We start from the raw sequence: 25,677 nt of genomic DNA, 5'->3' as shown, positions 1-25,677 counted from the left end.
GCGGGACGCTCCGCACCCCCTACGCTGGGCTTCGTGACCAGCACCGTCGCCGGCGAGCAGACCTTCGACTCCCTCGATCCCCGCACCGGGGCGGTCGTGGCGAGCCATCCCGTGCACACCGCCGAGGACGTGCGCACGGCCGTGAGACGGGCCGAGGAGGCCGCGCGGTGGTGGCGCGGCCTCGGCTTCGACGGCCGCCGCACCCGGTTGCTCGCGTGGAAGAAGGCCCTGGTCGCGCGGCTGGACGAGGTCGCGGCCGTGGTCGTCGCCGAGACCGGCAAGCCCCTCGACGACGCCCGCCTCGAGCTCGTCCTCGCGATCGACCACGTCGACTGGGCGGCCACCCACGCGAAGAAGGTCCTCGGCCGTCGCTCGGTCAACCCGGGGCTGCTGGGGGCGAACCAGGCGGCCTCCGTCGGCTACCCGCCGCTCGGCGTCGTCGGCGTGATCGGCCCCTGGAACTACCCGGTCTTCACCCCGATGGGGTCGATCGCCTATGCGCTCGCGGCGGGGAACACGGTCGTCTTCAAGCCCAGCGAGCTGACGCCCGGGGTCGGTGAGATCCTCGCCCGCACCCTGCACGACGCCGTGCCCGAGCGGGCGCTGGTCGAGGTCGTGACGGGCTTCGGGGAGACCGGTGCCGCACTGTGCGGCGCGGGCGTCGGCAAGATCGCCTTCACCGGGTCGACGGCGACCGGCAAGCGCGTGATGGCCGCCTGCGCCGAGACCCTGACGCCGGTGCTCATCGAGTGCGGCGGCAAGGACGCCATGGTCGTCGCGGCGGACGCCGACCTCGACGCCGCCGCGGACGCCGCGGTCTGGGGCGGGATGTCGAACGCCGGGCAGACCTGCGTCGGCGTCGAGCGCGTGTACGTCGTGGAGCAGGTGGCGGACGAGTTCGTGGCGAAGGTCGCCGCGCTGGTCCCGTCCGCGCACTACGGCCCGATGACCATGCCGTCGCAGGCCGACGTGGTGCGCCGCCACGTCGCCGACGCGATCGCGAAGGGCGGCCGGGTCGTCGTCGAGGGCTCGATCGAGGGGAACGTCGTCGACCCGGTCGTGATCCTCGACGTCCCCGAGGACTCCGTCGCCGTCACCGAGGAGACCTTCGGGCCCCTGCTCGTCGTCAACAGGGTGCCGGACGCCGCCGAGGCCGTCCGCCGCGCCAACGCCACCGGGTACGGGCTCGGGGCCAGCGTGTTCGCCGGCGCCGGCGCCATGCGGATCGCCGAGAGCCTGCGCTGCGGCATGGTCAGCGTCAACGGCGTGATCTCGTTCGCCGGGATCCCGGCCCTGCCCTTCGGCGGCGTCGGCGACTCGGGCTTCGGCCGCATCCACGGTGCGGACGGCCTGCGCGAGTTCACCCGGCCGCAGGCGATCGCGCGGCAGCGCTTCGCCCTGCCCGTCCCGGTCACCAGCTTCACCCGGACGGCGGCCCACATGCGCACGCTCCTGACGCTGGTCGCCGCCCGGCACGGGAGAACCCTCCGATAGGACGGGTGTTCCCGACCTCATGCGTGGGTTACCAAGCACCGGTGCATGACACACTGCGCGAGGCGAGTAGTCCTCGAAGCGGAGGTACGGGCGTGGCACGGGAGTTCCGGACGGTCGGCGTGGTCGGCCTGGGCACCATGGGTGCGGGCATTGTGGAGGTCTTCGCCCGCAACGGCCTGGACGTGATCGCGGCGGAGGTCGACACCGATGCGGTCGCCCGGGGCCGGGCCCACCTGGAGACCTCCACCAAGCGCGCGATCGAGCGCGGCAAGCTGACGGACGAGCAGGCCGCCGAGCTCCTCGGCCGCATCACCACGACCACCACCCTGGCCGACCTGGCCCCGTGCGACCTGGTCGTGGAGGCGGTGCCGGAGAGCCTCGAGCTCAAGGCGTCGGTGTTCGCGGAGATCGACAAGCACGTCGGGCCGGAGACGATCCTGGCGTCGAACACCTCGTCGCTGTCGGTCACCGAGCTGGCGGTGGGCACGGGCCGCCCGGGCAAGGTCGTCGGGACGCACTTCTTCAATCCGGCGCCGGTGCAGAAGCTGGTCGAGCTGGTGCGCACGGTCGTCACCGAGCCGGACGTCGTCGAGGACCTGCAGGCCTTCGCCGCCTCGCTGGACAAGGTCCCGGTCGTGATCGGCGACCGGGCCGGCTTCATCGCCAACGCGCTGCTGTTCGGCTACCTCAACCACGCGGCGCGGATGTACGAGTCGCGCTACGCCAGCCGCGAGGACCTCGACGCCGCCATGCGCTACGGCTGCGGCTACCCGATGGGGCCGTTGGCCCTGCTCGACCTGATCGGGCTGGACACCGCGTACGAGATCCTCGAGACGATGTACGCCCAGTCGCGCAACCTCATGCACGCGCCGGCGCCGGTGTTCAAGCAGATGATCACGGCCGGGCTGCTGGGCCGGAAGAGCGGCCGGGGCTTCTACACCTACGAGAAGGCCCACAGCAGCACCGTCGTGGCCGACGCGCTGACCCCCACCTCGGCGGTGCCCGAGGGCGTCACGCCGCGGGAGGTGCGCCGGGTCGGTGTGGTCGGCACGGGCACCATGGCCAGCGGGATCGTGCAGGTGTTCGCGCAGAACGGGTACGACGTGATCGTGCGCGGCCGCAGCGACTCGAAGGTCGACGGGTCGATCGCCGGGATCCGCAAGGCCCTGGAGAAGTCCGTGGTGCGCGGCAAGCTGACCGAGGAGCAGCGGGACGCCACCCTCGGCCGGATCACCGGCACCACCTCGCTCGAGGACTTCGCGGACGTCGACCTGGTGGTCGAGGCCATCGCGGAGGAGCTCGAGGTCAAGCGGGCCGTGTTCGGCGCGCTCGACGAGATCTGCAAGCCGGGCGCGATCCTGGCGACCACGACCTCCTCGCTGCCGGTCGTCGAGTGCGCGGCGGCCACGAACCGGCCGGCCGACGTCATCGGCCTGCACTTCTTCAACCCGGCGCCGGTCATGAAGCTGGTCGAGGTCGTGTCGGCGATCGGCACCTCGCCGGAGGTGTCCGCGACCGCGCTGGACGTGTGCCAGAAGATCAAGAAGGTGCCGGTGTCCTGCGGGGACCGGGCCGGCTTCATCGTCAACGCGCTGCTGTTCCCGTACCTGAACGACGCGGTGAAGATGCTGGAGGCGCACTACGCCACGGCGGACGACATCGACGCCGCGATGAAGACGGGCTGTGCGCTCCCGATGGGCCCCTTCGAGCTCCTCGACGTGGTGGGCCTGGACGTCTCGCTGGCCATCGAGCGCTCGCTGTTCGCGGAGTTCCGCCAGTCCGGCTTCGCCCCCGCCCCGCTGCTGGAGCACCTCGTCACCGCGGGCCGCCTGGGCCGCAAGACCGGCCAGGGCTTCCGCGACTACACCACCCGATAACCCGCGGGTCGGCCCCTCCCGGGAGGGATCGGCAGAGCCGGGAGGCCGAAACACACGTCCACGACGCCGGTTACCGTGGACGCATGGCACGCGGTCGACGGCCCCGTCCCTCCGAACGAGGGCGGGGCCGTCCCGTGTCCGCGCCCCTCTCGTCGGGCATCGTCACCCACTCCGAGTCGGGTCCGGACGGCGAGTGGGCCGTCCGCCACGTCCCCGGCGGTTCGTCGGTCAAGACCTACCGCTGCCCGGGCTGCGACCAGGTGATCCCCGCCGGCGTCGGCCACGTGGTCACGTGGCCGGCGGGGGAGTACGGCACCGTCGAGGACCGCCGCCACTGGCACCTGCCCTGCTGGAACGCGAGGGGCCGCCGCCGCCCCGGCCTCCGCCGACCCCGCTGACCCGACTCGCCGGGAAGCGGCCCGGCGGCGCTGTTACCTTGCGGCCGTTCCCCACCACGGAGGCCTCATGCAGCTCGACGAACTCGACCGCTCCCTGCTGATCCTCCTGCTCGAACGTCCCCGCGCCGGGCTGCGCGAGCACGCCCGCACCCTCGGCGTGGCCCGCGGCACCGTGGCGGCCCGGTTCCTGCGGCTCCAGGAGGCCGGGGTGATCTCGGGGCTCGCGCCGGCCGTCTCCCCCCGCGCCTTCGGCTACTCCATGCTCGCGTTCGTCCATCTCGACCTCCGCCAGGGCTCGCTCGACGCCGTGGTGGAGGCCCTGGAGGCGATCCCGGAGGTCACCGAGGCCTTCACCGTGACCGGCGACGGCGACCTGCTCTGCCACGTCGTCGCCCGCGACACGAGCGAGCTCGAGACGGTCATCCAGCGGATCATCGAGATCCCCGGCGTGGAGCGCACCCGCTCCCAGATCGCGCTCACCCAGCGCATCCCGAACCGGGCCCTTCCGCTGATCCGCAGCAACCGCTGGGCCACCCGACCAGCGCGTCCCCCTCAGAGCGCCGCGACCTGAGCCAACGGCTCACCGAGACCAGACTGATCCTGGACGGAGAACCAGGAGATCCATAGCGTCCGGGCCGAAGGACCAGGAGGCCCGATGACGCTCGCGACCCCACCGCACCCTCCGCTGCGCCGCCTCGGCCCGGACGACCGCTACACCACCGTCGACGGCACGGTCCACCTGACCGGGCTGCAGGCGCTGGTCCGGATGCTGCTGGACCACACCCGCCACGACCGCCGCACCGGGATCGACACCCGCACCTTCGTGTCCGGCTACGAGGGCTCCCCGCTCGCCGGCCTCGACCTGGAGCTGCAGCGCCGCGCCGCGATGATCGACGAGGCCGGCATCGTCTTCCGCCCGGGCCTGAACGAGGAGGCCGCGGCGACCGCGGTCCAGGGCACCCAGCTCACCGCGAAGGCCGGCTCGCGCCACGACGGCGTCGTCGGCGTCTGGTACGGCAAGGCCCCCGGCCTCGATCGCGCCTCCGATGCCATCCGGCACGCCAACCTCATGGGCACCCACCCGACCGGTGGCGTCCTCGCGTTGGTCGGCGACGACCCGGGCGCCAAGTCCTCCAGCGTCCCCTGCGCCTCCGAGGCGGCCCTCGCCGATCTCGGCGTGCCCACCCTCTACCCGGCCGATCCGCAGGACGTCGTCGAGCTCGGCCTGCACGGGATCGCCCTGTCCCGCACCAGCGGCCTGTGGGCCGGCCTCAAGATCGTGACGGCGGTGGCGGACGGTTCCGCGACCGTGCACCTGGAGGAGGGCTCCTTCGATCCGGTGCTGCCGACGCTCGAGGTCGACGGTCGCCCGTGGCGGCACACCGTGACCGGCAACCTCCTGCAGCCCGTGCTCGGCCCGCTGGAGCGCGACCTCCACGGCCACCGCTACGAGCTGGCCCGCCGCTACTCCGCCGCCAACCACCTGAACACGATCCCCGTGCGCACCGCCGACGACCGGATCGGGATCGTCTCCGCCGGCAAGACCTGGCTGGACCTCCGCCAGGCGCTCACCGCGCTGGGCCTCGACGACGACGAGCTGCGCCGCCGCGGGATCCGCCTGCTCAAGCTGGGCATGATCCACCCGCTCGAACCCGGGATCGTCGAGGAGTTCACCCGCGGTCTCGGCGAGGTCGTGGTGATCGAGGAGAAGCGCTCGTTCGTCGAGGCCCAGCTCAAGGAGCTGCTCTACGGCCGCCCCGGCGCCCCCGCGGTGCACGGCAAGACCGCCCCCGACGGCACCACGCTCTTCCCCCCGCACGGCGAGCTCGATCCCGACCTGATCGCCGACCGGCTCGCCGCCGCGCTGTTCGCGGACCTCCCGACCGTCGTCACCTGGCAGCGGGAGCGCCGGGCGAACCGCCCGTCGCGGATCTCCCTGCCGCTGGCCCCGATCGCCCCGCGCACCCCCTACTTCTGCTCGGGCTGCCCGCACAACTCGTCGACCAAGCCGGTCGAGGGCTCGCTGGTCGGCGCCGGGATCGGCTGCCACGCGATGGTGCTGCTGATGGACCCGGCCCAGGTCGGCGACGTCCAGGGGCTGACCCAGATGGGTGGCGAAGGCACCCAGTGGATCGGCATGGCGCCCTTCGTCGAGGCGAACCACCTGGTGCAGAATCTGGGCGACGGCACGTTCCACCACTCCGGCAGCCTGGCGATGCGCGCCGCGGTCGCATCCGGTGTGGACATCACGTACCGCCTGCTGCACAACGGGACCGTGGCGATGACCGGCGGGCAGGACGCCGTCGGTGCGCTGTCCGTCCCGGCGATCACGCGGCTGCTCGCGGCCGAGGGCGTGCAGCGCACGATCATCACGGCCGACGAGCCGGAAAGGTTCAAGGGGGTCTCCCTCGCCGAGGGCGTGGAGGTCTGGCCCCGCGAGCGGCTCGACGAGGCGCTGCAGCTCCTCGCCGGGCTCAAGGGCGTCACCGTCCTGATCCACGACCAGGAGTGCGCCACCGAGAAGCGCCGCCGCCGCAAGCGCGGCCTGATCCCGACGCCCACGGCGAAGGTGATGATCAACGAGCGGGTCTGCGAGGGCTGCGGCGACTGCGGCGTGAAGTCCAACTGCCTGTCCGTGCACCCCGTCGAGACCGAGTTCGGCCGCAAGACCCGCATCCACCAGTCGTCGTGCAACGTCGACTACTCCTGCCTCGCCGGCGACTGCCCGTCCTTCATGACGGTCGTGCCGGGGACGAAGCAGAAGCGCACCCTCGCCGACCTCACCGCGGACGCGGTCGCCGAGCCGCTGCGCATGGCCGTCGCGGGGTGTTCCATCAGGATCACGGGCGTCGGCGGCACCGGTGTCGTCACGCTCTCGCAGGTCCTGGCCACGGCCGCCACGATCAGCGGCCTGCACGTCCGCGGCCTGGACCGCACCGGGCTCGCGCAGAAGGGTGGCGCGGTCGTCTCCGACCTGAAGATGACGGCGGACCCGTCCGAGGCCGCCGGCCAGCTCGCCAAGGGGGAGTGCGACCTCTACCTGGGTGCGGACGTCCTCGTGGCCGCCGACGCCGGCAACCTCGCCGCCACCGACCCGATCCGCACCGTGGCCGTGGTGTCGACCGACGAGGTGCCCACCGGGACGATGGTCGTCGACCCGACGGCGAGCTTCCCGAGCGACACCCGCGCCCGCATCGACGCCGCGGTGCGCACCGCCCTGCACCTCAACGCCCGCGCGCTGTCCGAGGCGCTGTTCGGCGAGGACCAGTCCGCCAACATGATCCTCGTCGGCGCCGCCTACCAGGCCGGCACGCTGCCGATCCCCGCCGAGGCGATCGAGCGGGCGATCACGCTCAACGGGGTCGCGGTGGAGCGCAACCTGCAGGCCTTCCGCCGGGGCCGCCAGTTCGTCGCGGACCCGGAGGCGCTCGACGCCGCCCTCGCCCCCGCGCCGGCCCCGGAGCCCGTGCGCCACGAGCTGCAGGACCTCATCGGCGCCGAGCAGGACTCCGAGCTCGACCGGCTCCTGACCGTCCGGATCCCCGAGCTGGTCGCCTACCAGGACCGCGACTACGCGATCCGCTACGCCGAGGACGTCGAGCGGGTCCGGGTGGCGGAGCAGCGCGTGGTCCCGGGCTCCACCGCGCTCACCGAGGCCGTCGCCGTGGGGCTGCACAAGCTCATGGCCTACAAGGACGAGTACGAGGTCGCCCGGCTCTCCCTCGATCCCGGGCTCGCCGCGGACGTCGAGGCGCAGTTCGGCGCCGGCAGCCGGGTGTCGTGGAAGCTCCACCCGCCGGTCTTCCGCGCGCTCGGCATGGACCGCAAGCTCACCCTCGGTCCCTGGTTCACCCCCGCCTTCCGGGTACTGCGTTCGATGCGGAAGCTGCGGGGCACCCGGCTGGATCCCTTCGGCATCGCCCGGGTCCGCCGCGTCGAGCGCGAGCTGCTCGCCGAGTACCGCCAGGTGCTCGACGAGCTGGTGGCCGGCCTGACCCCGGACACGCACGCCACGGCCGTGGAGATCGCGGCCCTGCCGGACCTCGTGCGCGGCTACGAGGAGGTCAAGCTCGCCTCGGTCGAGCGCTACCGCGAGCGCCTTGCGGCCCTGCGCCCCTGACCGGAGGATCGAGGAATGACGTCACTGCTGCCGTCGCGGCGCAGGTCCCGCGAGGACCGCCTGAGCCGCTTCCCCCGCTACCGCGACGAGGAGCGGGAGACCATGCCGCCCGCCCAGCGGGACAGGGTCATCCTGGAACGCGTCCAGGCCCAGCTCCAGCGCGCCTACCACGAGCTGCCCTTCTACCGCCGCCACTACGACGCCCACGGCTTCCACCCGGACCAGGTCCGCACGCTGGCGGACTTCACCGAGAAGGTCCCGGTGATCACCAAGAAGATGCTGGTAGCCGACCAGGCGGAGCACCCGCCCTTCGGCAGCTACCTCGGCATCGAGCGCCGGGACCTGGCCCGGGTGCACGGCTCCTCGGGCACCAGCGGCAAGCCCACGATGTACGGCGTGTCCATGAAGGACTGGAAGCGGGCGGGGGAGGCGTCGGCGCTGGGCCTGTGGTGCGCCGGTTTCCGCCCGGACGACCTGGTGCAGATCACCTTTCCGTTCAGCCTGTTCTTCGGCGGCTGGGGCAACGTGCAGGCCTTCGAGCTGCTCGGCGCCGGCGCCTTCCCACCCGGCTCGATGGTCCCGACCGAGCGCCAGGTCGAGCTGCTCGACGAGCTGAGCATCGACGCGCTGGTCGGCACGCCCTCCTACCTCACGCACATGGCCCGCCGGTCCGCCGAGCTCGGCCGCGACCCTCGGGACTCCGCGGTGGGGCTCCTGCTGGTCGGCGGCGAGCCCGGTGGGTCCCTGCCGGAGGTCCGGGCGACCCTGTCGGAGCTCTGGGGCGGTGCGGACGTCATCGACGGCGCCGCCGGCTCCTGCTCGGAGATGTACCCCTTCCTCACGAACATCGGCTGCCTCGAGGACCCCGACGGCGGCGTGCACCTGTTCCAGGACGAGAACTACACCGAGATCGTCGCCAAGGACGACCCCAACGTCGGGGTGCCGCCGGGCACCGCCGGCGGGACCGTGGCGACGCACCTCTGGCGCGAGTCGCAGCCGATGATCCGCTTCTGGATCGGCGACGAGGGCGTCCTGACGGACGACGGATGCCGGTGCGGCAGAACGTATCCCAAGCTCCCGAGGGGTGTCTTCGGCCGCCTCGACGACATGCTGGTCATCCGCGGCGCCAACGTCTACCCGAGCGCGATCGAGGCGGCGGTGCGCTCGGTCGACGGGGCGTCCGGGGAGTTCCGGGTCATCGTGGAGCGCAGGGGAACCCTCGACGAGCTGACGGTCGAGGTCGAGCCGGACGTGGACGTCCCCGCCGGGTCCCGGGAGACCCTCCGCACCGACCTGGAACGCGCCCTGGCCCACGCGGTCACCGTCCGCGTCCCCGTCACGATCGTCGACCCCGGCACCCACGAGACCCAGACCTTCAAGGCCCGCCGGGTGATCGACAGGCGCTGACCCGGCGAGCGGCAGTGCCTGCGGCGGAGGAATTGCCACCGGTGGCCTGGACCGCGTCCGCAGATCTCCGTGTCCGCAGATCTCCGTGGTGTGCGAGAGAGCCGGGGCGCGCGGCCCGGTCGACGGTCGAGAAGGGTTACCGCCGATTAACGCGGCCCTATGATGCTCGTGGCCGGTCTGCTAAGAAACTGGACGTGGCATTCGCAGGAGACGGTCTCCTCTCCGGGCCCGCGTGAACGCAGGCCGGCGCCCGTCGACGAGAGGAGGCGCGGTCCCCGTGGCCAACCCGTCCGAGTCCCGCGCCGACCAGCTGCTCCGGCTGGCGGCGGAGCTGTTCGCGGCGAGGGGCTATCCGGCCGTCGGGATGGGCGCGATCGGGGAGGCCGCCGGCATCTCCGGCCCCGCGGTGTACCGCTACTTCCCGAGCAAGCAGTCGCTGCTCGAGGCCGTCTGTGACCGCGCGATGGACCGGATGCTCGATGCCGCGACGAGGGCGGTCGACGAGTACGACGAGGCCGACCCCCGGCTGGCCCTCGAAGCGCTGGTCACCCTCCATGTGGGCTTCGCGGTCGACGACCGGGTCGAGCTCGGCGTCTGGGTGCGCGAGCAGCGCCACCTGACGGCCGAGATGCGGCAGTCCCTGCGGACGCGCAGCCGCGCCTACGAGATGCCGTGGCGCTCGGTGGTCGGTCAGCTGCGCCCCGACCTGGACACGGACGAGGTCGCGTTCGCCGTCTACTCGGCCATCGCGATGCTCAACAACTCCACGGTCGCGCCGACGGAGCTGCCGAACCACCGCCTGCGGACCATCCTCCGGCGGATGACGCTCAGCGCGCTCCTGGTCCGCCGGGCCCCCGGGGCGCTCTCCGTCGAGCACGACGCGGCCACCGGGGTCGCCGGCGTCTGAGCAGCCGCTCCGGGAACCCGGCGCGCTCGGGGCCGCCTGTCGTCCTGCGGGCCGGTCCCGGAGACCTCCCGACGGCGATCGGCCCCGGTCGCATTAGGTGTCGTTCAGCCAGGAGGCGGTCGGAGCGGAGTGGGGCCGGGTTCGACCCCGCGGACAATTCCGGCGCAATGATCGCCGGATCGGGAGAGGGAAAGCCATGACGGTGCAGATCGCGTACCTGGTCGACGATCTCGGGGCGGCCGCGGAGCGGTGGGCGGCCCGCGGGGTCGGGCCGTTCCTGCGCCGCGCCCGCACCCGGCTCGAGGCCAGCCGGGACGGGCGACCCGTCGTCCACGACCTCTCGATCGCCCTGGCGCAGTGGGGCCCGGTGATGCTGGAGCTGGTGGAGCTGCACGAGACCGGGGTGCCCGAGCTGCGGTACCCGCAGGGCGTGCACCACGTCGCGGAGTTCGTCGACTCGGTGGCCGAGGCCCGGGCGGCGTCGGTCGCGCGGGGCTGGCCCATCGCGATCGACCTGGTGTCGCCGCAGGCGGGGCCCGTCGTGTTCGCCGACGCGCGGGCGGAGCTGGGCCACTTCGTGGAGTACTACGAGCCCTCGGAGGCGATCCTCGCGCTGTACGCGCGGGTGAAGGAGAGCGCCGGGTCGCCCGGCCCGGTGATCAGGGAACTCTAGGCCCCTTCAACCGGACGGGCGGGCCGGGAGGTCGTCGGCGAGGGCGGGACGCGCGGTGGGCGAGTGGGGCGGGCCCGCCGGGCGCGGGCTAGCGTGGCCGCGTGCTCCGTGTGGCGGTACTCGCCGGCCTGGTCGCCCTGACCGGGCTCGGGATCGTGGGCGTGCTCCTGCTGGGAGCCGGCTGGTGGGCCCTGGCGGGCGTCGCGTTCCTGCTGCTCGTCCTCGCCGTGCGCGACGTGCTGCAGCGCGATCACTCGCTGCTGCGCAACTACCCCGTCGTCGGGCACTTCCGGTACCTGCTGGAGCACCTGCGGCCCGAGGTCCAGCAGTACTTCATCGAGCGGAACACCGACGGGCGGCCGTTCGACCGGGACACCCGCACCGCGGTGTACGAGCGGTCCAAGGGGATCAAGGGCGAGAAGGCCTTCGGCACCGAGCGGGACGTGAACACCGCCGGGTACGAGTACCTCGTGCACGCGACGGTCCCGGTGCCGCCCTCGGACGGGCCGCACAAGGTCCGCATCGGGGGCCCGGACTGCACGCAGCCGTACGACATGGCGCTGCTGAACGTGTCCGCGATGAGCTTCGGGGCCTTGTCCGCCAACGCCATCCGCGCGCTGAACATCGGCGCGCGCGAGGGCGGGTTCGCGCACGACACCGGCGAGGGCGGGCTGTCGCGCCACCACACCGAGAACGGCGGCGACCTGATCTGGGAGCTCGGCAGCGGCTACTTCGGCGCCCGGACGGCCGACGGCGACTTCGACCCGGACATGTTCGCGCGCAAGGCCGCCCACGGGTCGGTGAAGCTGGTGTCGCTCAAGCTGAGCCAGGGCGCGAAGCCCGGCCTCGGCGGGGTGCTGCCGGCGGCGAAGGTCACGGCGGAGATCGCCGAGGCCCGGTCGGTCCCGGTGGGACGCACCGTGACCAGCCCGGCGTTCCACCGGGTGTTCGCCACGCCGCGGGAGCTGGTGCTCTTCCTCGCCCGGATGCGGGAGCTGGCGGGCGGGAAGCCGACCGGGTTCAAGCTGTGCGTGGGGAGCCGGCGCGACGTGCTGGCGATCTGCAAGGCGATGGTCGCCGAGGGCGTGGCGCCGGACTTCGTGGTGGTCGACGGGTCCGAGGGCGGCACGGGCGCGGCGCCGCTGGAGTACTCCGACCACGTCGGCACGCCGCTCACCGAGGGCCTGATGACGGTGCACAACGCGCTCGTCGGCACCGGCCTGCGGGACCGGGTGAAGATCGGGGCCGCCGGCAAGGTGGCGACCGGCTGCGACGTCGTCAAGCGGATCATCCAGGGCGCGGACTACACGAACGCGGCCCGCACGATGATGATGGCGACCGGCTGCATCCAGTCCCAGCGCTGCCACACCAACCAGTGCCCCGTGGGCGTCGCCACGCAGGACCCGCGGCGGGCGCGCGCCCTCGACGTCGCGGACAAGAGCGAGCGGGTGCGCCGCTACCAGCAGCTCACGGTCGCGGAGGCGCAGCGGCTGATGGCCTCGATGGGCTGCCGCACGCCGTCGGAGCTGCAGCCCTGGATGCTGCAGCGGCGGGTGAACTACACCGAGACGCGGTCGTACGCCGAGCTCTTCGACTGGCTGGAGCCCGGCGAGCTCCTCGCCGACGCCCCGGCGGCCTGGGAAGCGGACTGGAAGGCGGCCGACCCGGACCGCTTCTGACCTCCACTCGGGACGATCAGCGGGTGCGGTGCGGGAGCCGCTCGACGGCGGCGGATGGACCGCAACCCGCTCGTCCGCCGGAGCGCGCGGTGCGGGCGCCGGGGGGCTACCTTGGGGCGCGGTTGAGCCACCAGCCAGGTCGCCGGGTCTGATGCTGCCCTCGGGGCGCGGGCGGAAGGGGTGGAGCCTCATGGCGCAGGGGAACGGGGACGGTGGTCGCACGGAGCCCGACGAGCGCGGGATCGCGCTGTCCGAGCTCGCGGCGTCCCTCGCCGGGGCCACCGGCGTCGTCGAGGTGCTGCAGCGGGTCGTGGATGCCGGGGTGCAGGTCGTGCGGGGTGCCGACCTCGTCAGCGTGACGCTGCGCGAGACGGACGGCACGTTCTCGACGCCGGTCGAGACCGACGCGCTCGCCACCCGTCTCGATCTCCTGCAGTACCGCTTCGACGAGGGGCCGTGCGTCTCGGCGGCGGAGCGGGAGCGGCCCGGGGTGATCTCCGTACCGGACCTGGACACCGACACGTCGCTGGGGCGGTGGAGCCCGGCCGCGGTCGAGCACGGGGTACACGCGGCACTGGCCGTCGGGGTGTTCCCGCTCGACGAGCCGCCCCGCTCCGGCGCGCTCAACTTCTACTCGCTGCGCCGCCGCGGGATCGACGACGCGGACCGGGAGATCGCGATCATGGTCGCGGCCCATGCGGGCGCCGCGCTGGCGGCGACGAGGGCCGTGACGGCCGCCGAGATGGAGTCCGCGCAGCTGCGCGAGGCCATCCGGACCCGGGACGTGATCGGGCAGGCCAAGGGGATCCTGATGGAGCGGCAGGGGATCGGGGCCGACGAGGCGTTCGCGATCCTGCGGTCGGCCTCCCAGCGGCTCAACGTGAAGCTGGCGGAGATCGCCGGCACGCTCGTCGCCCGCCGTGGAGAACTCTGATCCGGAGGATTGGAACGGGCGAAGTCCGGGGACCCGCCCGGTGTGCCGGCCATGAACGACGACGGGGGGACCGCGGACACGATGCGGTCCGCGCCCGTGCTGAGGGCCGGGTTCGCCCTGTCCCGGATGAGCGTCCGCGAGCTGTGGACCGCGCACCTCGCGCTCGGCGGGATGCTCTCCCGGACGGAGATCGAGGACACCCTGGCCCTGCGCCGCGAACCGTCCTGGGCCGAGCACGACGTGATCGCCGCGGCCCTCAACGACTGGTTCACCGAGCGGGGCCAGAACCACCCCGTGGCCTACTCGGAGGACCTCCGGGACGGCCGGTGACCTGGCCGGTCGACCGGCGTCCGACGTGGGGGCGCGGTGGCCACGGCCCCACGTCGGACCGTGTCAGGAGGTGGCCCCGACGCCTTCGCCCGCGGCGACCTGCGGTCGCTCCGCCCGTTGCTGGAGGGCCGGCAGAGCCAGCACCCCGGCGAGCATGACCACGGCGGCCACGGCGGGAATGATGCCGACGAGGAACACGTTCCCGCCGGACCGTTCCAGGATCGCGGTGGCGGCGATGGGGCCGAGGCCGCCGCCGATGACGGCCGCGAGATTGTACGAGAGCGACAGGCCGGTGTACCGGGTGGCCGCCGTGAAGGTGCGGGCGACGTCGGCGCCCAGCAGCCCGTACGCCGAGCCGACGAAGATCATGGAGACGCCGACGGCGAGGTAGAGGCCCCAGGGCGGCATCGTGCCGGCGAGCAGGAAGGACGGGAGCGCCCAGACCAGGAGGCCGACGGCGGCGAAGACGTTGATCCGGCGCGTCCCCAGCCTGACGCTCAGCACGGCGGCGACGATCACGAAGACACCCTCGACCACGGCGGCGATCAGGTTCGACGGGAGCGACACGGCGCTCGTGAGGCCGAGCGTCGTCTTCGCGTAGGCGAGCATGAAGGTCGTCATGAGGTAGTAGGTCAGGAAGATGCCGACGAAGGCGCAGGTGCCGACGAGCAGCGGGAGCCACTCGTGGCGCAGGAGCTGCGCGATCGGGAGGGAGTGCTGCTGGTTGTTGTCCCGGACCGCCGCGAACTCCGGGCTCTCGTCGATCGCGGAACGGATCACCAGGCCGATCGGCACCAGGACGATCGAGAGCAGGAAGGGGACCCGCCAGGCCCAGTCGAGCACGCCCGCGGAGCCGAACGTCGCGGTCGTGCCGAGCACGACGAGGGTGGCCAGGACCAGGCCGATGGGCGACCCGAGCTGGGCGAAGGAACCGTAGAGGGCCTTGCGCGCGGGCGGGGCGTTCTCCACACCGATCAGCGCCGCGCCACCCCACTCGCCGCCGGCCGCGAGCCCCTGACAGACCCGCAGGACGACCAGCAGGATCGCCGCGAGGTAGCCGGTCTGCTCGAACGTCGGCAGCAGGCCCATCGCGAAGGTGGCGATGCCCATCAGCAGCAGCGTCGAGATGAGCGTGCGCTTGCGCCCGAGCCGGTCACCGATGTGCCCGAAGATGATCGCGCCGAGCGGCCGGGCGACGAACCCGACGCCCTGGGTGGCGAACAGCAGGAGGATGCCCGTCAGCGGTGACGCGCTCGGGAAGAAGACCGTGTTGAGCGCGATCGCCGACATCTGGGCGAAGACGAAGAAGTCGTACCACTCGATGGAGGTGCCGATCGACGACGCTGCGGCGATGCGCCGCATCGGCGTGCGAGGCATCGTGGGTGCGGACGTGCTCATGGCTCACCTTCCGGAGGTGGGGCGGAAATGCACCGCGGAGTGGTCCGGACATCGGCGGAGTCGCCGGCGCGGCGGTGCGGGGAAGCCCGAATCGTGGCACAGCGCGACCGGACCGGAATGTGCAGAACGTCTCGTCCACGCCGTGGCTACGAGACGTTTCGTCGTTGCCCCGGTGTCACGCGGTCGGCGGGATCCGCCGTCGGGTCGGCCAACCAGGCGCGCAGGGACACCGTGTCCGCGCCGAGGGCCGGGGGAGCCCGATGGTAGCGAACGGGTGTGGCGTCGAGGCGGACCGGATTGGCCAGGGTCGCGATGCCCGAGGGGTCGCCGGCCACGGTGGCGATCGGGGCCAGCCCCAGGTCGGACGCGAGGTCGATGGCCTGGGCGATGTCGTTGACCCGGCCGCAGGGCAGGCCGCGATCCCGTAGCTCGGCGGCCCACTCCTCGGTCGTGCGGTGCCGCATCGCGTCCTCCAGGGCGGCGATCAGCTCGCTCCGGTTCCGGACCCGGTCGCTGTTGGTGGCGAAGGCCTGCTCCGAGGCCATGCCGGGCCTGCCGACGGCGTCGGTCAGCGCGGTGAACTGCCGGTCGTTGCCGATGGCGACCGCGATGACGCCGTCCTTGGTCGCCACGGTCTCGTACGGCGCGATGCTGGGGTGCCGGTTGCCCATCGCGGCCGGCACCCCGCCCCCGTTGAGGTATCCCGTGCCCTGGTTGACCAGGGACGCGATCAGGCTCGACATCAGGTTGACCTCGACGTGCTGGCCGAGCCCGGAGCGGTCCCGCTCCCGCAGGGCGGCCAGGATGCCGATCGTCGCGTGCAGTCCGGTCAGGACGTCGACCAGGGCGACCCCGACCTTGGTCGGTGCGCCGGCGGGCTCCCCGGTGATGCTCATGAGGCCGCCGAGGGCCTGCACCACGAAGTCGTAGCCCGGCAGGTCGGCGCCGGGGCCGCTGCCGAAGCCCGTGATCGAGCAGTACACCGAGGCGGGGTTCGCCGCCCGGACCGTGGCGACGTCGAGGCCGAACCGGTCGAGCGAACCGGTGCGGAAGTTCTGGACCATGACGTCGGCCCGGCGGGCCAGCCTGCGGGCGAGCTCCGCGTCCTCGGGCCGGGACAGGTCGAGCTCGAGGCTCTGCTTGTTCCGGTTGACGCTGGCGAAGTACGTGCTCGTCCCGCCGACGAAGGGCGGCCCCCACGCGCGGGTGTCGTCGCCCGCCCCGGGCCGCTCCACCTTGACGACCGTCGCGCCCAGATCCGCGAGGAACATCGAGGACAGGGGCCCCGCCAGCACCCGGCTGAAGTCGGCGACCAGGACGCCCGCCAGCGGGGCCGGGCGCCCCTCCGTTCGTTCGTCCTCGGATGAGGTCTTCACCGGCAGGCCACCTTTCTCGGGGGGTGCAGCGGGCAGGAACCGGCCGGGACCGGCAGGGACCGGCCTTGACCCGCCGCCCGCGCGACATCTACGATTTTAGAAAATCGTAGGAACAAGATGCTAGCCGGAGGTGTCGGGCGTGCCAACCGCTCGCGATCGCAGCCAGGGCGCGGACCGGGTCGCCACGGTGCAGCACGCGACGTTGCGATGGCTGCGCGAGCAGATCGCCACGGGCGCGTTCGAGGCCGGGGCCAAGCTGCGGCAGGAGGTCCTGGCGCGGGAGTTCGGGGTGAGCGTCCCGCCGGTCCGGGAGGCCCTGCAGACCCTCGAGGCCGAGGGGCAGGTCGTCTACGCGCCGCGTCGCGGCTACTTCGTCGCCACGCTCAGCGCGGCGGAGCTCACCGAGGCCTACCGCATCCGGGACCTGCTGGAGTCCGAGGCGATCGCCCGTGCCGTGCCCCTGCTCGATCCCACGGACATCGAGCGGATGCGCGCGGCCATCACCGACATGGCCGCGGCCCACGAACGCGAGGACCTGGGCGCGCTGACCGAGGCGAACCGCCGGTTCCACTTCACCTTGTTCGACGCGGCGGGCATGCCGCGGATGGCCGAGCTGATCAGGGTGCTGTGGGAGTCCACCGACCGGTACCGCTCCCGCTACTTCGCCGACGAGCGGCACCGGGACCGGGTCGACGCCGAGCACCAGACGATCATGGACGCCGTCGCGGCCGGACGGGCCGGCGAGGCCGTGCAGCTCCTGCGCGAGCACCGGGAGCACGCCCTGGAGGCGCTCCGGGCGGCCCTGCCGGACGACGGTACCGGCGGCTGAACCGCCGACCGGAACGACGCACGCGCACCCCGTACGACACCTCGGCGCACCCGCGCCGGGGATCGTTCTGCACAGAGACACACAGAGAGGCTGGGCAATGCCCGCAACCGACGTCACCGAGCTGCTCGGCTTCGATCACCTCATCGATGAGGAGGAACGGCTGATCCAGGAGACCGTCCGGTCCTTCGTCGAGGACCGGGTGCGCCCGAACATCCAGGAGTGGTTCGCCGAGGGGATCTCCCCGCGCGAGCTGGCACCGGAGATCGGTGCGCTGGGACTGCTGGGGATGCACCTGAGCGGGTACGGCTGCGCGGGGACCAACGCCGTCAGCTACGGGCTGGCCTGCCTCGAGCTGGAGGCGGCCGACAGCGGGCTGCGCAGCTTCGTGTCGGTCCAGGGGTCGCTGTCGATGTTCTCGATCTGGCGGTACGGATCGGAGGAGCAGAAGCAGGAGTGGCTGCCGCGGCTGGCGGCGGGCACCGCGATCGGCTGCTTCGGCCTGACCGAACCGGACTTCGGATCGAACCCGTCGGGGATGCGGACCCGGGCGGTCCGCGACGGTGGCGACTGGATCCTGACCGGCAGCAAGATGTGGATCACCAACGGCAGTGTGGCCGACGTCGCGACCGTGTGGGCGCAGACGGAGGAGGGGATCCGCGGGTTCCTGGTGCCGCGGGGGACGCCCGGCTTCACGAGCTCGGACGTCCCGTACAAGCTCTCCCTGCGGGCGTCGACGACCTCGGAGCTGAGCCTGGACGAGGTGCGTCTCCCCGGCGACGCGATGCTGCCCGGTGCGCAGGGCCTCGGCGGCCCGCTGGGCTGCCTGAACGAGGCGCGGTTCGGCATCGTCTGGGGTGCGGTCGGCGCGGCCCGGGACTGCCTCGAGGCCACCCTGGAGTACGCGGGGTCCCGGGTGCAGTTCGACCGGCCGATCGCCGGGTTCCAGCTCACGCAGGCGAAGCTCGCGGACTGCGCGCTGGAGTACCACAAGGGTCTCCTGCTGGCGCTGCACCTCGGCCGGCTGAAGGACTCCGGTTCGCTGCGGCCCGAGCAGGTCAGCCTGGGCAAGCTCAACAACGTCCGCGAGGCCATCGAGATCGCCCGGACCTGCCGCGGCATCCTCGGCGGCTCGGGCATCACGCTCGAGTACCCGGTCCTGCGGCACGCCAACAACCTCGAGTCGGTGCTGACCTACGAGGGGACCAGCGAGGTCCACCAGCTCACCATCGGCCGGGCCCTGACGGGCCTCTCGGCCTTCAAGTAGGGCCCCGCCCGGGTACCGAGGCAACGAAACGAGGTGTGACGTGGACGCCCAGCAGGACAGCCCAGGAGGCCGAGGACCGATGCAGTTCGCAGCCCAGCCCGATGCCGGCGCAGGCCGTCGACCGACCCCGGGGCCCTCACACGGCCGGCACGTGGTCGGCATCGACATCGGCGGCACCTTCACCGACGTCGTCGCGCTGACCGCCGACGGCGAGGTCGAGGTGCTGAAGGTCCCGTCCACGCCGCCGCGGTACGAGGACGCGATCCTCGGCGCCGTCGGGCGTCTGGACGAGGCCGGGCTCGCGCCCGAGCGGATGGGCGCGCTGGCCCACGGCACGACCGTCGCCACCAACGCCGTCCTCGAGCGGCGCGGCGCGCGGGTGCTGCTGGTGACGACGGAGGGCTTCCGGGACGTCCTGGAGCTCGGGCAGATGCGTCGACCGGTGCTCGTGGACCCGCAGTGGCACAAGCCCGCCCCGCTCGTGCCCCGCCGGGACCGCATCGAGGTCACCGAGCGGGTCGACGCGGAGGGCCGGGTCGTCGTCCCGCTCGACGTCGAGGCGTTCGGCGCCCATCTCGACCGCTTCGCCGCGGCGGACTCCGTGGCGGTGTGCCTGCTGCACGCCTACCTGAACCCCGCGCACGAACGGGCCGTGCGGGAGGCGATCCGCGCCCGGTACCCGGACCTGCCCGTCTCCCTGTCCTCGGACGTGCTGCCCGAGCTGGGCGAGTACGGGCGCCTCTCCACGACCATCGTCAACGCCTACGTGCAGCCCGTCATCGAGCGCTACGTCGGGACGCTCGAGGCGGGGCTGCGCGAGCGCGGTGCCGCCAGCGGCGTCGACATCATGCAGTCCAACGGTGCGCTGTGCGGCAGCGCGGCCGCCGCCGCCCGGCCGGTGACGATCATCGAGTCCGGTCCCGCGGCCGGCGTCGCCGCGGCGGCCGCGCTCGCCGAGCGCAGCGGCCTGGCGAAGGTGCTCACCTTCGACATGGGCGGCACCACGGCGAAGGCGTCGCTGATCGAGAACGGCAAGCCCGTCGAGACCTCGACGTACGAGGTCGGCGGCGGGATGAACGCCGGCCGCCTGCTCTCCGCGGGGGGCGGCTACCAGATCGGCGTCCCGTCGATCGACATCGCCGAGGTCGGCGCCGGCGGCGGGAGCCAGTTCTGGATCGACGGGGCGGGCCACCCGCAGGTCGGGCCGGAGAGCTCCGGCGCGGTACCCGGCCCGGTCTGCTATGGCCAGGGCGGCACGCGGGCCACCGTCACCGACGCGAACCTCCGGCTCGGCTACCTGGCCCCGCAGGGCCTGGCCGGCGGCGAACGGGCGGTCTCCGCCGAAGCGGCCGCCGAGGCCATCCGGGTCCAGAGCGCCGAGCCCCTGGGCCTGACGGTCGACGAGGCCGCGTACGGCATCCACCAGGTCGCGAACTCGGCCATGGTCCGCGCCCTGCGCGCGGTGTCCACCGAACGCGGCCGGGACCCCCGCGAGTGCGCGCTGATCGCCTTCGGCGGCTCGGGCCCGCTGCACGCGGTCGCCCTCGCCCGCGAGATCGAGGTCCGCACCGTGGTGGTCCTCGAACGCGCCGGGTTGTTCTCGGCCGTCGGCCTGCTGCAGGCGCCGGTGCGGCACGACCTCATGGCGCCCTGGCTGCGCGCCGTCGACGGCGACGCGATCGACGCCGAGCTCACCGTGCTCGCGGACCGGGCGCTCACCGAGCTCAAGGCCGAGCGCGCCGACGTCTCCGGCATCAGCTGCGAGCGGCTGGTGGACGTGCGCTACTCGGGGCAGGCCACCTACCTGACCGTCCCGGTGGGGGAGGGGGCGTTCACCTCGGCCGGTCCCTCGGCCGGTCCGGCGGCCGTGCGCGAGCTGTTCGAGGTCGAGTACGAGAAGACCTACGGCCACCGCATGCCCGAGGACGCCATCGAGATCGTCAACCTCCGGGTGCGCGCGCACCTGCCGCTGCCCGCGTCGGGCCGGGCCGGCCTGTTCTCGCCCGCCCGGCGCGCCACGCCGGGCGGCCCCGGCCGCCGGGACGCCTACTTCGGCGCCGAGCACGGGCGGATGAGCACCCCGGTGCTGCGGCGCGACCAGATCACCGGCCCGGTCACCGGCCCGCTGCTGATCGACGACATGGACACCACCACGGTCGTCCCGCCGGGCTGCTCGGTCGAGGTCGACGAGTGGGGCAGCCTGGTGATCACGGTCGGCGAGGACACCGAGGTCGACCTGCACGCGGTGGCGGACGCCACGGACCCCGTGACCAGCGAGATCGTGCGCAACGCGCTCACCTCGATCGCCGACGAGATGGCGGTGACCATCGTCCGCACGGCGCGCTCGCAGATCGTCCGGGACACGATGGACTTCTCCACGGCGCTGCTCGACTCCCGGGGCCGGCTGATCAGCCTCGGGCTGACGCTGCTCCTGCAGCTCGGATCGCTGCCGGACGTCATGGACACGATCCAGAGCCGCTTCGCCGGCGACATCAACCCCGGCGACGTCTTCGTGGGCAACGACCCCAGCGAGGGCGGCATGCACACCCCCGACGTCTACCTGATCAGCCCGATCTTCTCCCCCGACGAGCAGCGGTTGCTGGGGTGGGCCGCGGCCATCGCCCAGCACGCGGACGTCGGCGGGCTGGCGGCCGGGAGCACCTCGCCCGCGGCCAGGTCGATCTTCCAGGAGGGGCTGCAGATCCCCTTCGTCAAGCTCTACGAGCGCGGCCGGCTCAACGACGCGCTCGCCCGGGTCATGCGGCGCAACAGCCGGGTGCCGGAGATCCTCTGGTCGGACGTGCAGGCGCAGAAGGCGGCGTGCGAGCGCGGCACCCGCGGGCTGCAGGCGCTGTCCGAGCGCTACGGCGAGACCTTCCTCGCCGAGGTGATGGAGCGCGAGCTCGACGCCACCGAGCGCCTGGTGCGCAGCGCGATCGAGGCGCTGCCCGACGGGCGGCACGAGTTCACCGACCACCTCGACGACGACGGCTACGGTTCCGGCCCGATCCCGATCACCGTCACGGTCACGGTGGAGGGGGACCGCCTGCTCGTCGACTTCGAGGGCTCCAGCCCCCAGGTCGCGTCGGCCCTGAACTCGACGATGTCGTTCACCCGCGCCGCGGTGTACGCCGCGCTGGTGTGGACGCTGGCCCGGCGCGAGAACCTCAACAACGCCGGGCTGTTCCGGGCCGTCGAGGTCCGGGCGCCGGAGTCGTCGATCGTGAACGGCAGCTACCCGGCCCCGCGCGGGGCCCGCGGCACCACCGGTTTCCGGATCATCGATGCCGTGCTGGGCGCGCTGCACGGCCTGGTCCCGGGCCGCGTGCCCGCGGCCGGCGAGGGCGGCCTGTCCGTCGTCTCCTTCGGCGGCCGGACGTCGGACGGGCGGCCGGTGGCCTTCAACGACATCTTCTCGTCCGGGTGGGGCGCCCGCGACGGCGGCGACGGTATCGACGGCACCAGCCCGATCGGGGCGAACCTGGCCAGCACGCCGGTCGAGACGATCGAGCGCTACCACCCGGTCCGCGTCGAGCGGTACGGCTTCGTGCCGGACAGCGGCGGGGCCGGGCGGTTCCGCGGCGCCCTGGCCCTCGAGCGGTCGTTCACCTTCCTCGGGGAGGACGGCGACCTGCAGGTCCGCTCCGACCGGCGGCTCTTCCGGCCGTACGGGCTGGCCGGCGGCGAGCCGGGCAGCGCGTCGCGGACCTGGCTGGCCGCTCCCGGCGGCGAGCCCGAGGACCTGCCCAGCAAGGTCACCCGCCCGATCGAGACGGGCACGCGGGTCGCCCAGGTCACGGCGGGCTCCGGCGGGTACGGCGATCCGCGCGAGCGCGATCCGCGGCTCGTCCTCGCGGACGTGCTCGACGGGAAGGTCACGGTGGAGGGCGCCGCGCGCGCCTACGGGGTACAGGTCGACCCGGTAGCCGGGACCGCGCACCGGACGGGGGACCCGGCATGAACTGGGGAGAACGCAGCCTGTGGCTCGACGGGCTGGACATCGTCCGGCGCCCGGGTCTGCAGGGCGACCTGAGCTGCGACGTCGTGGTCGTCGGCGGTGGGTTCACCGGCCTGTGGACGGCCTACTACCTCAGGCGTGCGCAGCCGGACCTGCGGGTCGTCGTGCTGGAGCGCGAGATCGCGGGCTTCGGGCCCTCCGGCCGCAACGGCGGCTGGGTGTCCACCGGCATGGCCGGGCCCGCCAAGGCCTTCGGCGTCGAGGGTGCGGCGCGGCGCCGTGCGGAACGCCTGACCTACCGCACGGTCGACGAGATGGCCGCGGTCGTCGAGCGCGAGGGCATCGACTGCGCCTTCCGCAAGGAGGGGCAGCTCTCGCTCGCCACCACCGAACCCCAGCGCCGCCGGCTCACCGCCCAGGTCGAGGCGGCCCGCGGGATCGGCCTGACCTCGGACGACCTGCGGCTGCTGCAGCCCGACGAGCTCGACGGGCTCCTCCACCTCCCGGAGCCCGCGGTGGGCTCGTTCACCCCGCACGGCGCCCGGGTCGACCCGGGCCGGCTCGTCCGGGGCCTGGCCGACGCGTGCGAGCGCCTCGGGGTGCAGATCCTGGAGGGCACCGAGGCGCGCGAGATCGCCCCGGGGCGGGTCCGGTGCCTCGCGGGCACGGTCCGCGCCGACCACGTCCTCGTCGCGACCGAGTCCTACACCGTGCAGCAGCAGGGCCAGGGCCGCCGGTTCCTGCCGCTGTACTCCCTGATGGTGGCCACCGAGCCGCTGCCGGAGGAGGTGTGGAAGGAGATCGGCTGGCGGGACGGGCTGCTCGTGCGCGACACCCGGCACCTGTTCTTCTACGCCCAGCGCACCGCCGACGGACGGATCGCGATGGGCGGGCGAGGTGCCCCGTACCGGTTCGGGTCGCCGATCGCCGACGACTCCGAGCGCAACGACGACGTCAGGGCGCGGCTGGTCCGGGCCCTGCACCGGCACTTCCCCGCCGCCGCCGACGCGGCCGTCACCCACCACTGGGGCGGGCCGCTCGCCGTCCCGCGGGACTGGGCGATGAGCGTCCGCCACGACCCCGTCACGGGGCTCGGCTGGGCGGGCGGCTACTCCGGGCACGGGGTCGTGGCCAGCAACATCTCCGGGCGCACGCTCGCCGACATGGTGCTCGGGCAGGACACCGAGCTGCTGTCGATGCCGTGGGTGGAGCACCGCAGCCGCAGCTGGGAGCCGGAGCCGCTGCGTTTCGTCGCCTCCCAGGCGATCATCCGCGTCCTCGAGCGGGCGGACGCGATCGAGGACTCGACCGGACGCACCTCGCGCCGGGCCGTCCTCGTGAGCCCGTTCATGCCCGGCCACTGAGAATCCGTCCCCGACTGCACGAAGGACGAGCATGACCACGAGAGAGCTGGTCGGGGCGCCGAGCTTCGACCCCCGCACCGGACTGGCCTCGGCCACGGTGCCGGAGTCCACCGATGCGGCCGTCGCCGACGCCGTCCGGGTGGCGGAGGGAGCGGCCGCGGCCGTCGCCGCCGCTTCCCCGGCGGAGCGGCGCGCCTGGCTGCGCGCGGTGGCGGAGGGGCTGGAGGCCCACCGCGCGGAGCTCGTCGACCTGGCCGACGCCGAGACTGCCCTCGGTCCCGAACGGCTCGACGGCGAGCTGACCCGGCTCCAGGGCCAGCTCGCCTTCTATGGCGACGTCGCGGTGGAGGGCTCCTACCTCGGCGTCACGATCGACGGGGCCACGACGGGCACCCCGCGGATCGTGCGGGTCAACCGCCCCCTCGGGCCGGTGGCGGTGTTCGGGGCGAGCAACTTCCCGTTCGCCTTCGGGGTCCTCGGCAACGACACCGCCAGCGCGCTGGCGTCGGGGTGCCCGGTCGTCGTCAAGGCGCATCCGGCCCATCCGCGGCTCAGCGTCCGGCTGGCCGAGGTCGCCCGTGAGGCCCTCCGGGGAGCCGGCGCCCCCGACGGCACGCTCGGGCTCGTCGTCGGGATGGAGGCCGGTGCGGCGCTGGTCGGGGCCCCGGGGATCGCGGCGGTCGGGTTCACCGGCTCCCAGGCCGGCGGGCTCGCGCTCCGGCGGCTCGCGAACGAGCGCGAGACCGTGATCCCGGTGTACGCGGAGATGGGGACCGTCAACCCGGTCGTCGTGACCCCGTCGGCGGTCGCCGAGCCCGGTGCCGTCGACCGGATCGCCGACGGCTTCGCCCGCGCCTTCACCCTGGGCATGGGCCAGTTCTGCACCAAGCCGGGACTGCTGTTCGCCCCGGCCGGCTCCGGTCTCGCCGCCGCCACCGCCCGGGCCCTGGAGGCCCTCGCTCCGGACCCGGTCATGCTCACCCGTGGCATCGCGCAGGCGGTGTCCGACGGCCTCGCCGCGCTCACGGCGGCCGGCGGCCGGATCCTGCACCGCCGTGAGGGCACGACGGCGGGCTGGGCGGCTCCGACGGCGGTCCTCGAGGCGGACGTCGACGAGCTGGCCCGGGGCAGCCGGCTGCTGGAGGAGTGCTTCGGGCCCGTCGCCCTCGTCGTGGAGTACGGCGACGAGGCGGAGCTGTCCGGGGCGCTGTCCCGCCTGCAGGGCTGCCTGGTGGCGAGCCTCTTCGCGGCCGGTGGCGCCGATCCGGACGCGGCCCGGATCCTGGGGTGGCTCACCCCGCTCGCCGGACGGGTCGCGGTCGGGGACTGGCCCACCGGAACCGCGACCGTGTGGGCCCAGCACCACGGTGGTCCGTGGCCGGCCACCAGCCGGCCGGCGGCGACGTCGGTGGGCGCGGGCGCGCTGGGCAGGTTCGTCCGCCCCGTCGCCTACCAGTCGGTTCCCGACGCGTGGATCGGCCCGGAGGCCGACCCCGCCAACCCGTGGGGCCTGCCCCGGCGGGTCGACGGGGTCCTGCAGCCCGGGTGACCAGTCCCGGGCCTCGTGAGTGGCGATAGTCGCCGGAGCGACTATCGCCACTCACAGGGACGCTCCTATGGTTCGTCAAGCTCCTGAGGGCGTTGGTGGGTGTTCGAGCTGTCGGTAGAG

General features: G+C 73.3%; 18 protein-coding genes. 16 read left to right on the top strand and 2 right to left on the bottom strand.

Translation table 11 applies throughout. The features are described 5' to 3' along the window. Positions 1-33 precede the first annotated feature (33 nt). From ABD324_RS32470 to ABD324_RS32420, 11 genes are all read left to right on the top strand, one after another. On the top strand, positions 34-1,494 hold the full coding sequence (locus ABD324_RS32470) for an aldehyde dehydrogenase family protein (protein WP_344426064.1): 1,461 nt from the start codon (positions 34-36) through the stop codon (positions 1,492-1,494). A gap of 92 nt (positions 1,495-1,586) precedes the next feature. Beyond that, positions 1,587-3,371: a 3-hydroxyacyl-CoA dehydrogenase family protein gene (locus ABD324_RS32465; RefSeq protein ID WP_344426061.1), complete on the top strand. Its 1,785-nt coding sequence runs from the start codon at positions 1,587-1,589 to the stop codon at positions 3,369-3,371. An 83-nt stretch (positions 3,372-3,454) separates the two neighbouring features. Continuing rightward, positions 3,455-3,769 (top strand): hypothetical protein, encoded by a 315-nt coding sequence (locus ABD324_RS32460; protein ID WP_344426058.1) that lies wholly within the window; start codon positions 3,455-3,457, stop codon positions 3,767-3,769. Between the two features lie 67 nt (positions 3,770-3,836). Continuing rightward, complete coding sequence (locus ABD324_RS32455; RefSeq protein ID WP_344426057.1) at positions 3,837-4,340, top strand: Lrp/AsnC family transcriptional regulator; 504 nt, start codon at positions 3,837-3,839, stop codon at positions 4,338-4,340. Positions 4,341-4,424: 84 nt separating this feature from the next. Continuing rightward, positions 4,425-7,889, top strand: coding sequence for an indolepyruvate ferredoxin oxidoreductase family protein (locus ABD324_RS32450; protein ID WP_344426054.1), 3,465 nt, complete (start codon positions 4,425-4,427; stop codon positions 7,887-7,889). Positions 7,890-7,904: 15 nt separating this feature from the next. Beyond that, positions 7,905-9,296: a phenylacetate--CoA ligase family protein gene (locus ABD324_RS32445; protein WP_344426051.1), complete on the top strand. Its 1,392-nt coding sequence runs from the start codon at positions 7,905-7,907 to the stop codon at positions 9,294-9,296. A gap of 277 nt (positions 9,297-9,573) precedes the next feature. After that, positions 9,574-10,203 carry a TetR/AcrR family transcriptional regulator gene (locus ABD324_RS32440; RefSeq protein ID WP_344426048.1) on the top strand — a complete coding sequence of 210 codons (630 nt, stop codon included), beginning with the start codon at positions 9,574-9,576 and terminating at the stop codon, positions 10,201-10,203. A 196-nt stretch (positions 10,204-10,399) separates the two neighbouring features. Beyond that, the gene (locus ABD324_RS32435; RefSeq protein ID WP_344426045.1) at positions 10,400-10,876 is read left to right on the top strand and encodes a VOC family protein; all 477 of its coding nucleotides are present in this window, start codon (positions 10,400-10,402) and stop codon (positions 10,874-10,876) included. Positions 10,877-10,977: 101 nt separating this feature from the next. Then, the gene (locus tag ABD324_RS32430; protein ID WP_344426043.1) at positions 10,978-12,555 is read left to right on the top strand and encodes an FMN-binding glutamate synthase family protein; all 1,578 of its coding nucleotides are present in this window, start codon (positions 10,978-10,980) and stop codon (positions 12,553-12,555) included. 190 nt (positions 12,556-12,745) lie between these two features. Next, positions 12,746-13,489, top strand: a complete 744-nt coding sequence (locus ABD324_RS32425; RefSeq protein WP_344426041.1) for an ANTAR domain-containing protein — start codon at positions 12,746-12,748, stop codon at positions 13,487-13,489. A 51-nt stretch (positions 13,490-13,540) separates the two neighbouring features. Further along, positions 13,541-13,819, top strand: a complete 279-nt coding sequence (locus ABD324_RS32420) for a hypothetical protein (protein WP_344426039.1) — start codon at positions 13,541-13,543, stop codon at positions 13,817-13,819. A gap of 63 nt (positions 13,820-13,882) precedes the next feature. Here ABD324_RS32420 and ABD324_RS32415 read toward each other — a convergent pair whose 3' ends face one another. Both ABD324_RS32415 and ABD324_RS32410 read right to left on the bottom strand, forming a co-directional pair. Next, complete coding sequence (locus ABD324_RS32415) at positions 13,883-15,217, bottom strand: MFS transporter (RefSeq protein WP_344426036.1); 1,335 nt, start codon at positions 15,215-15,217, stop codon at positions 13,883-13,885. A 146-nt stretch (positions 15,218-15,363) separates the two neighbouring features. Beyond that, positions 15,364-16,593 (bottom strand): CaiB/BaiF CoA transferase family protein, encoded by a 1,230-nt coding sequence (locus ABD324_RS32410; protein WP_344426033.1) that lies wholly within the window; start codon positions 16,591-16,593, stop codon positions 15,364-15,366. Between the two features lie 139 nt (positions 16,594-16,732). Between ABD324_RS32410 and ABD324_RS32405 the strand changes: the two genes are divergently transcribed. From ABD324_RS32405 to ABD324_RS32385, 5 genes are all read left to right on the top strand, one after another. Further along, the gene (locus ABD324_RS32405) at positions 16,733-17,422 is read left to right on the top strand and encodes a GntR family transcriptional regulator (protein ID WP_344426031.1); all 690 of its coding nucleotides are present in this window, start codon (positions 16,733-16,735) and stop codon (positions 17,420-17,422) included. 97 nt (positions 17,423-17,519) lie between these two features. Further along, a complete protein-coding gene (locus ABD324_RS32400; protein ID WP_344426028.1) occupies positions 17,520-18,686 on the top strand; it encodes an acyl-CoA dehydrogenase family protein in 1,167 nt (388 codons plus the stop codon). Positions 18,687-18,837: 151 nt separating this feature from the next. Next, entirely contained in the window at positions 18,838-22,647 is a 3,810-nt protein-coding gene (locus ABD324_RS32395) for a hydantoinase B/oxoprolinase family protein (protein ID WP_344426025.1), read from the top strand. After that, positions 22,644-24,008: an NAD(P)/FAD-dependent oxidoreductase gene (locus ABD324_RS32390; protein WP_344426022.1), complete on the top strand. Its 1,365-nt coding sequence runs from the start codon at positions 22,644-22,646 to the stop codon at positions 24,006-24,008. The genes ABD324_RS32395 and ABD324_RS32390 overlap by 4 nt, the downstream gene beginning before the upstream one ends. A gap of 31 nt (positions 24,009-24,039) precedes the next feature. Next, positions 24,040-25,557, top strand: a complete 1,518-nt coding sequence (locus ABD324_RS32385) for an aldehyde dehydrogenase family protein (RefSeq protein WP_344426020.1) — start codon at positions 24,040-24,042, stop codon at positions 25,555-25,557. Positions 25,558-25,677 lie beyond the last annotated feature (120 nt).

This window comes from Pseudonocardia ailaonensis, from assembly GCF_039531635.1.
Lineage (GTDB): Bacteria > Actinomycetota > Actinomycetes > Mycobacteriales > Pseudonocardiaceae > Pseudonocardia > Pseudonocardia ailaonensis.
Note: the sequence above shows the minus strand (reverse complement) of the source record. Positions and strands in the feature narration are given on the sequence as shown.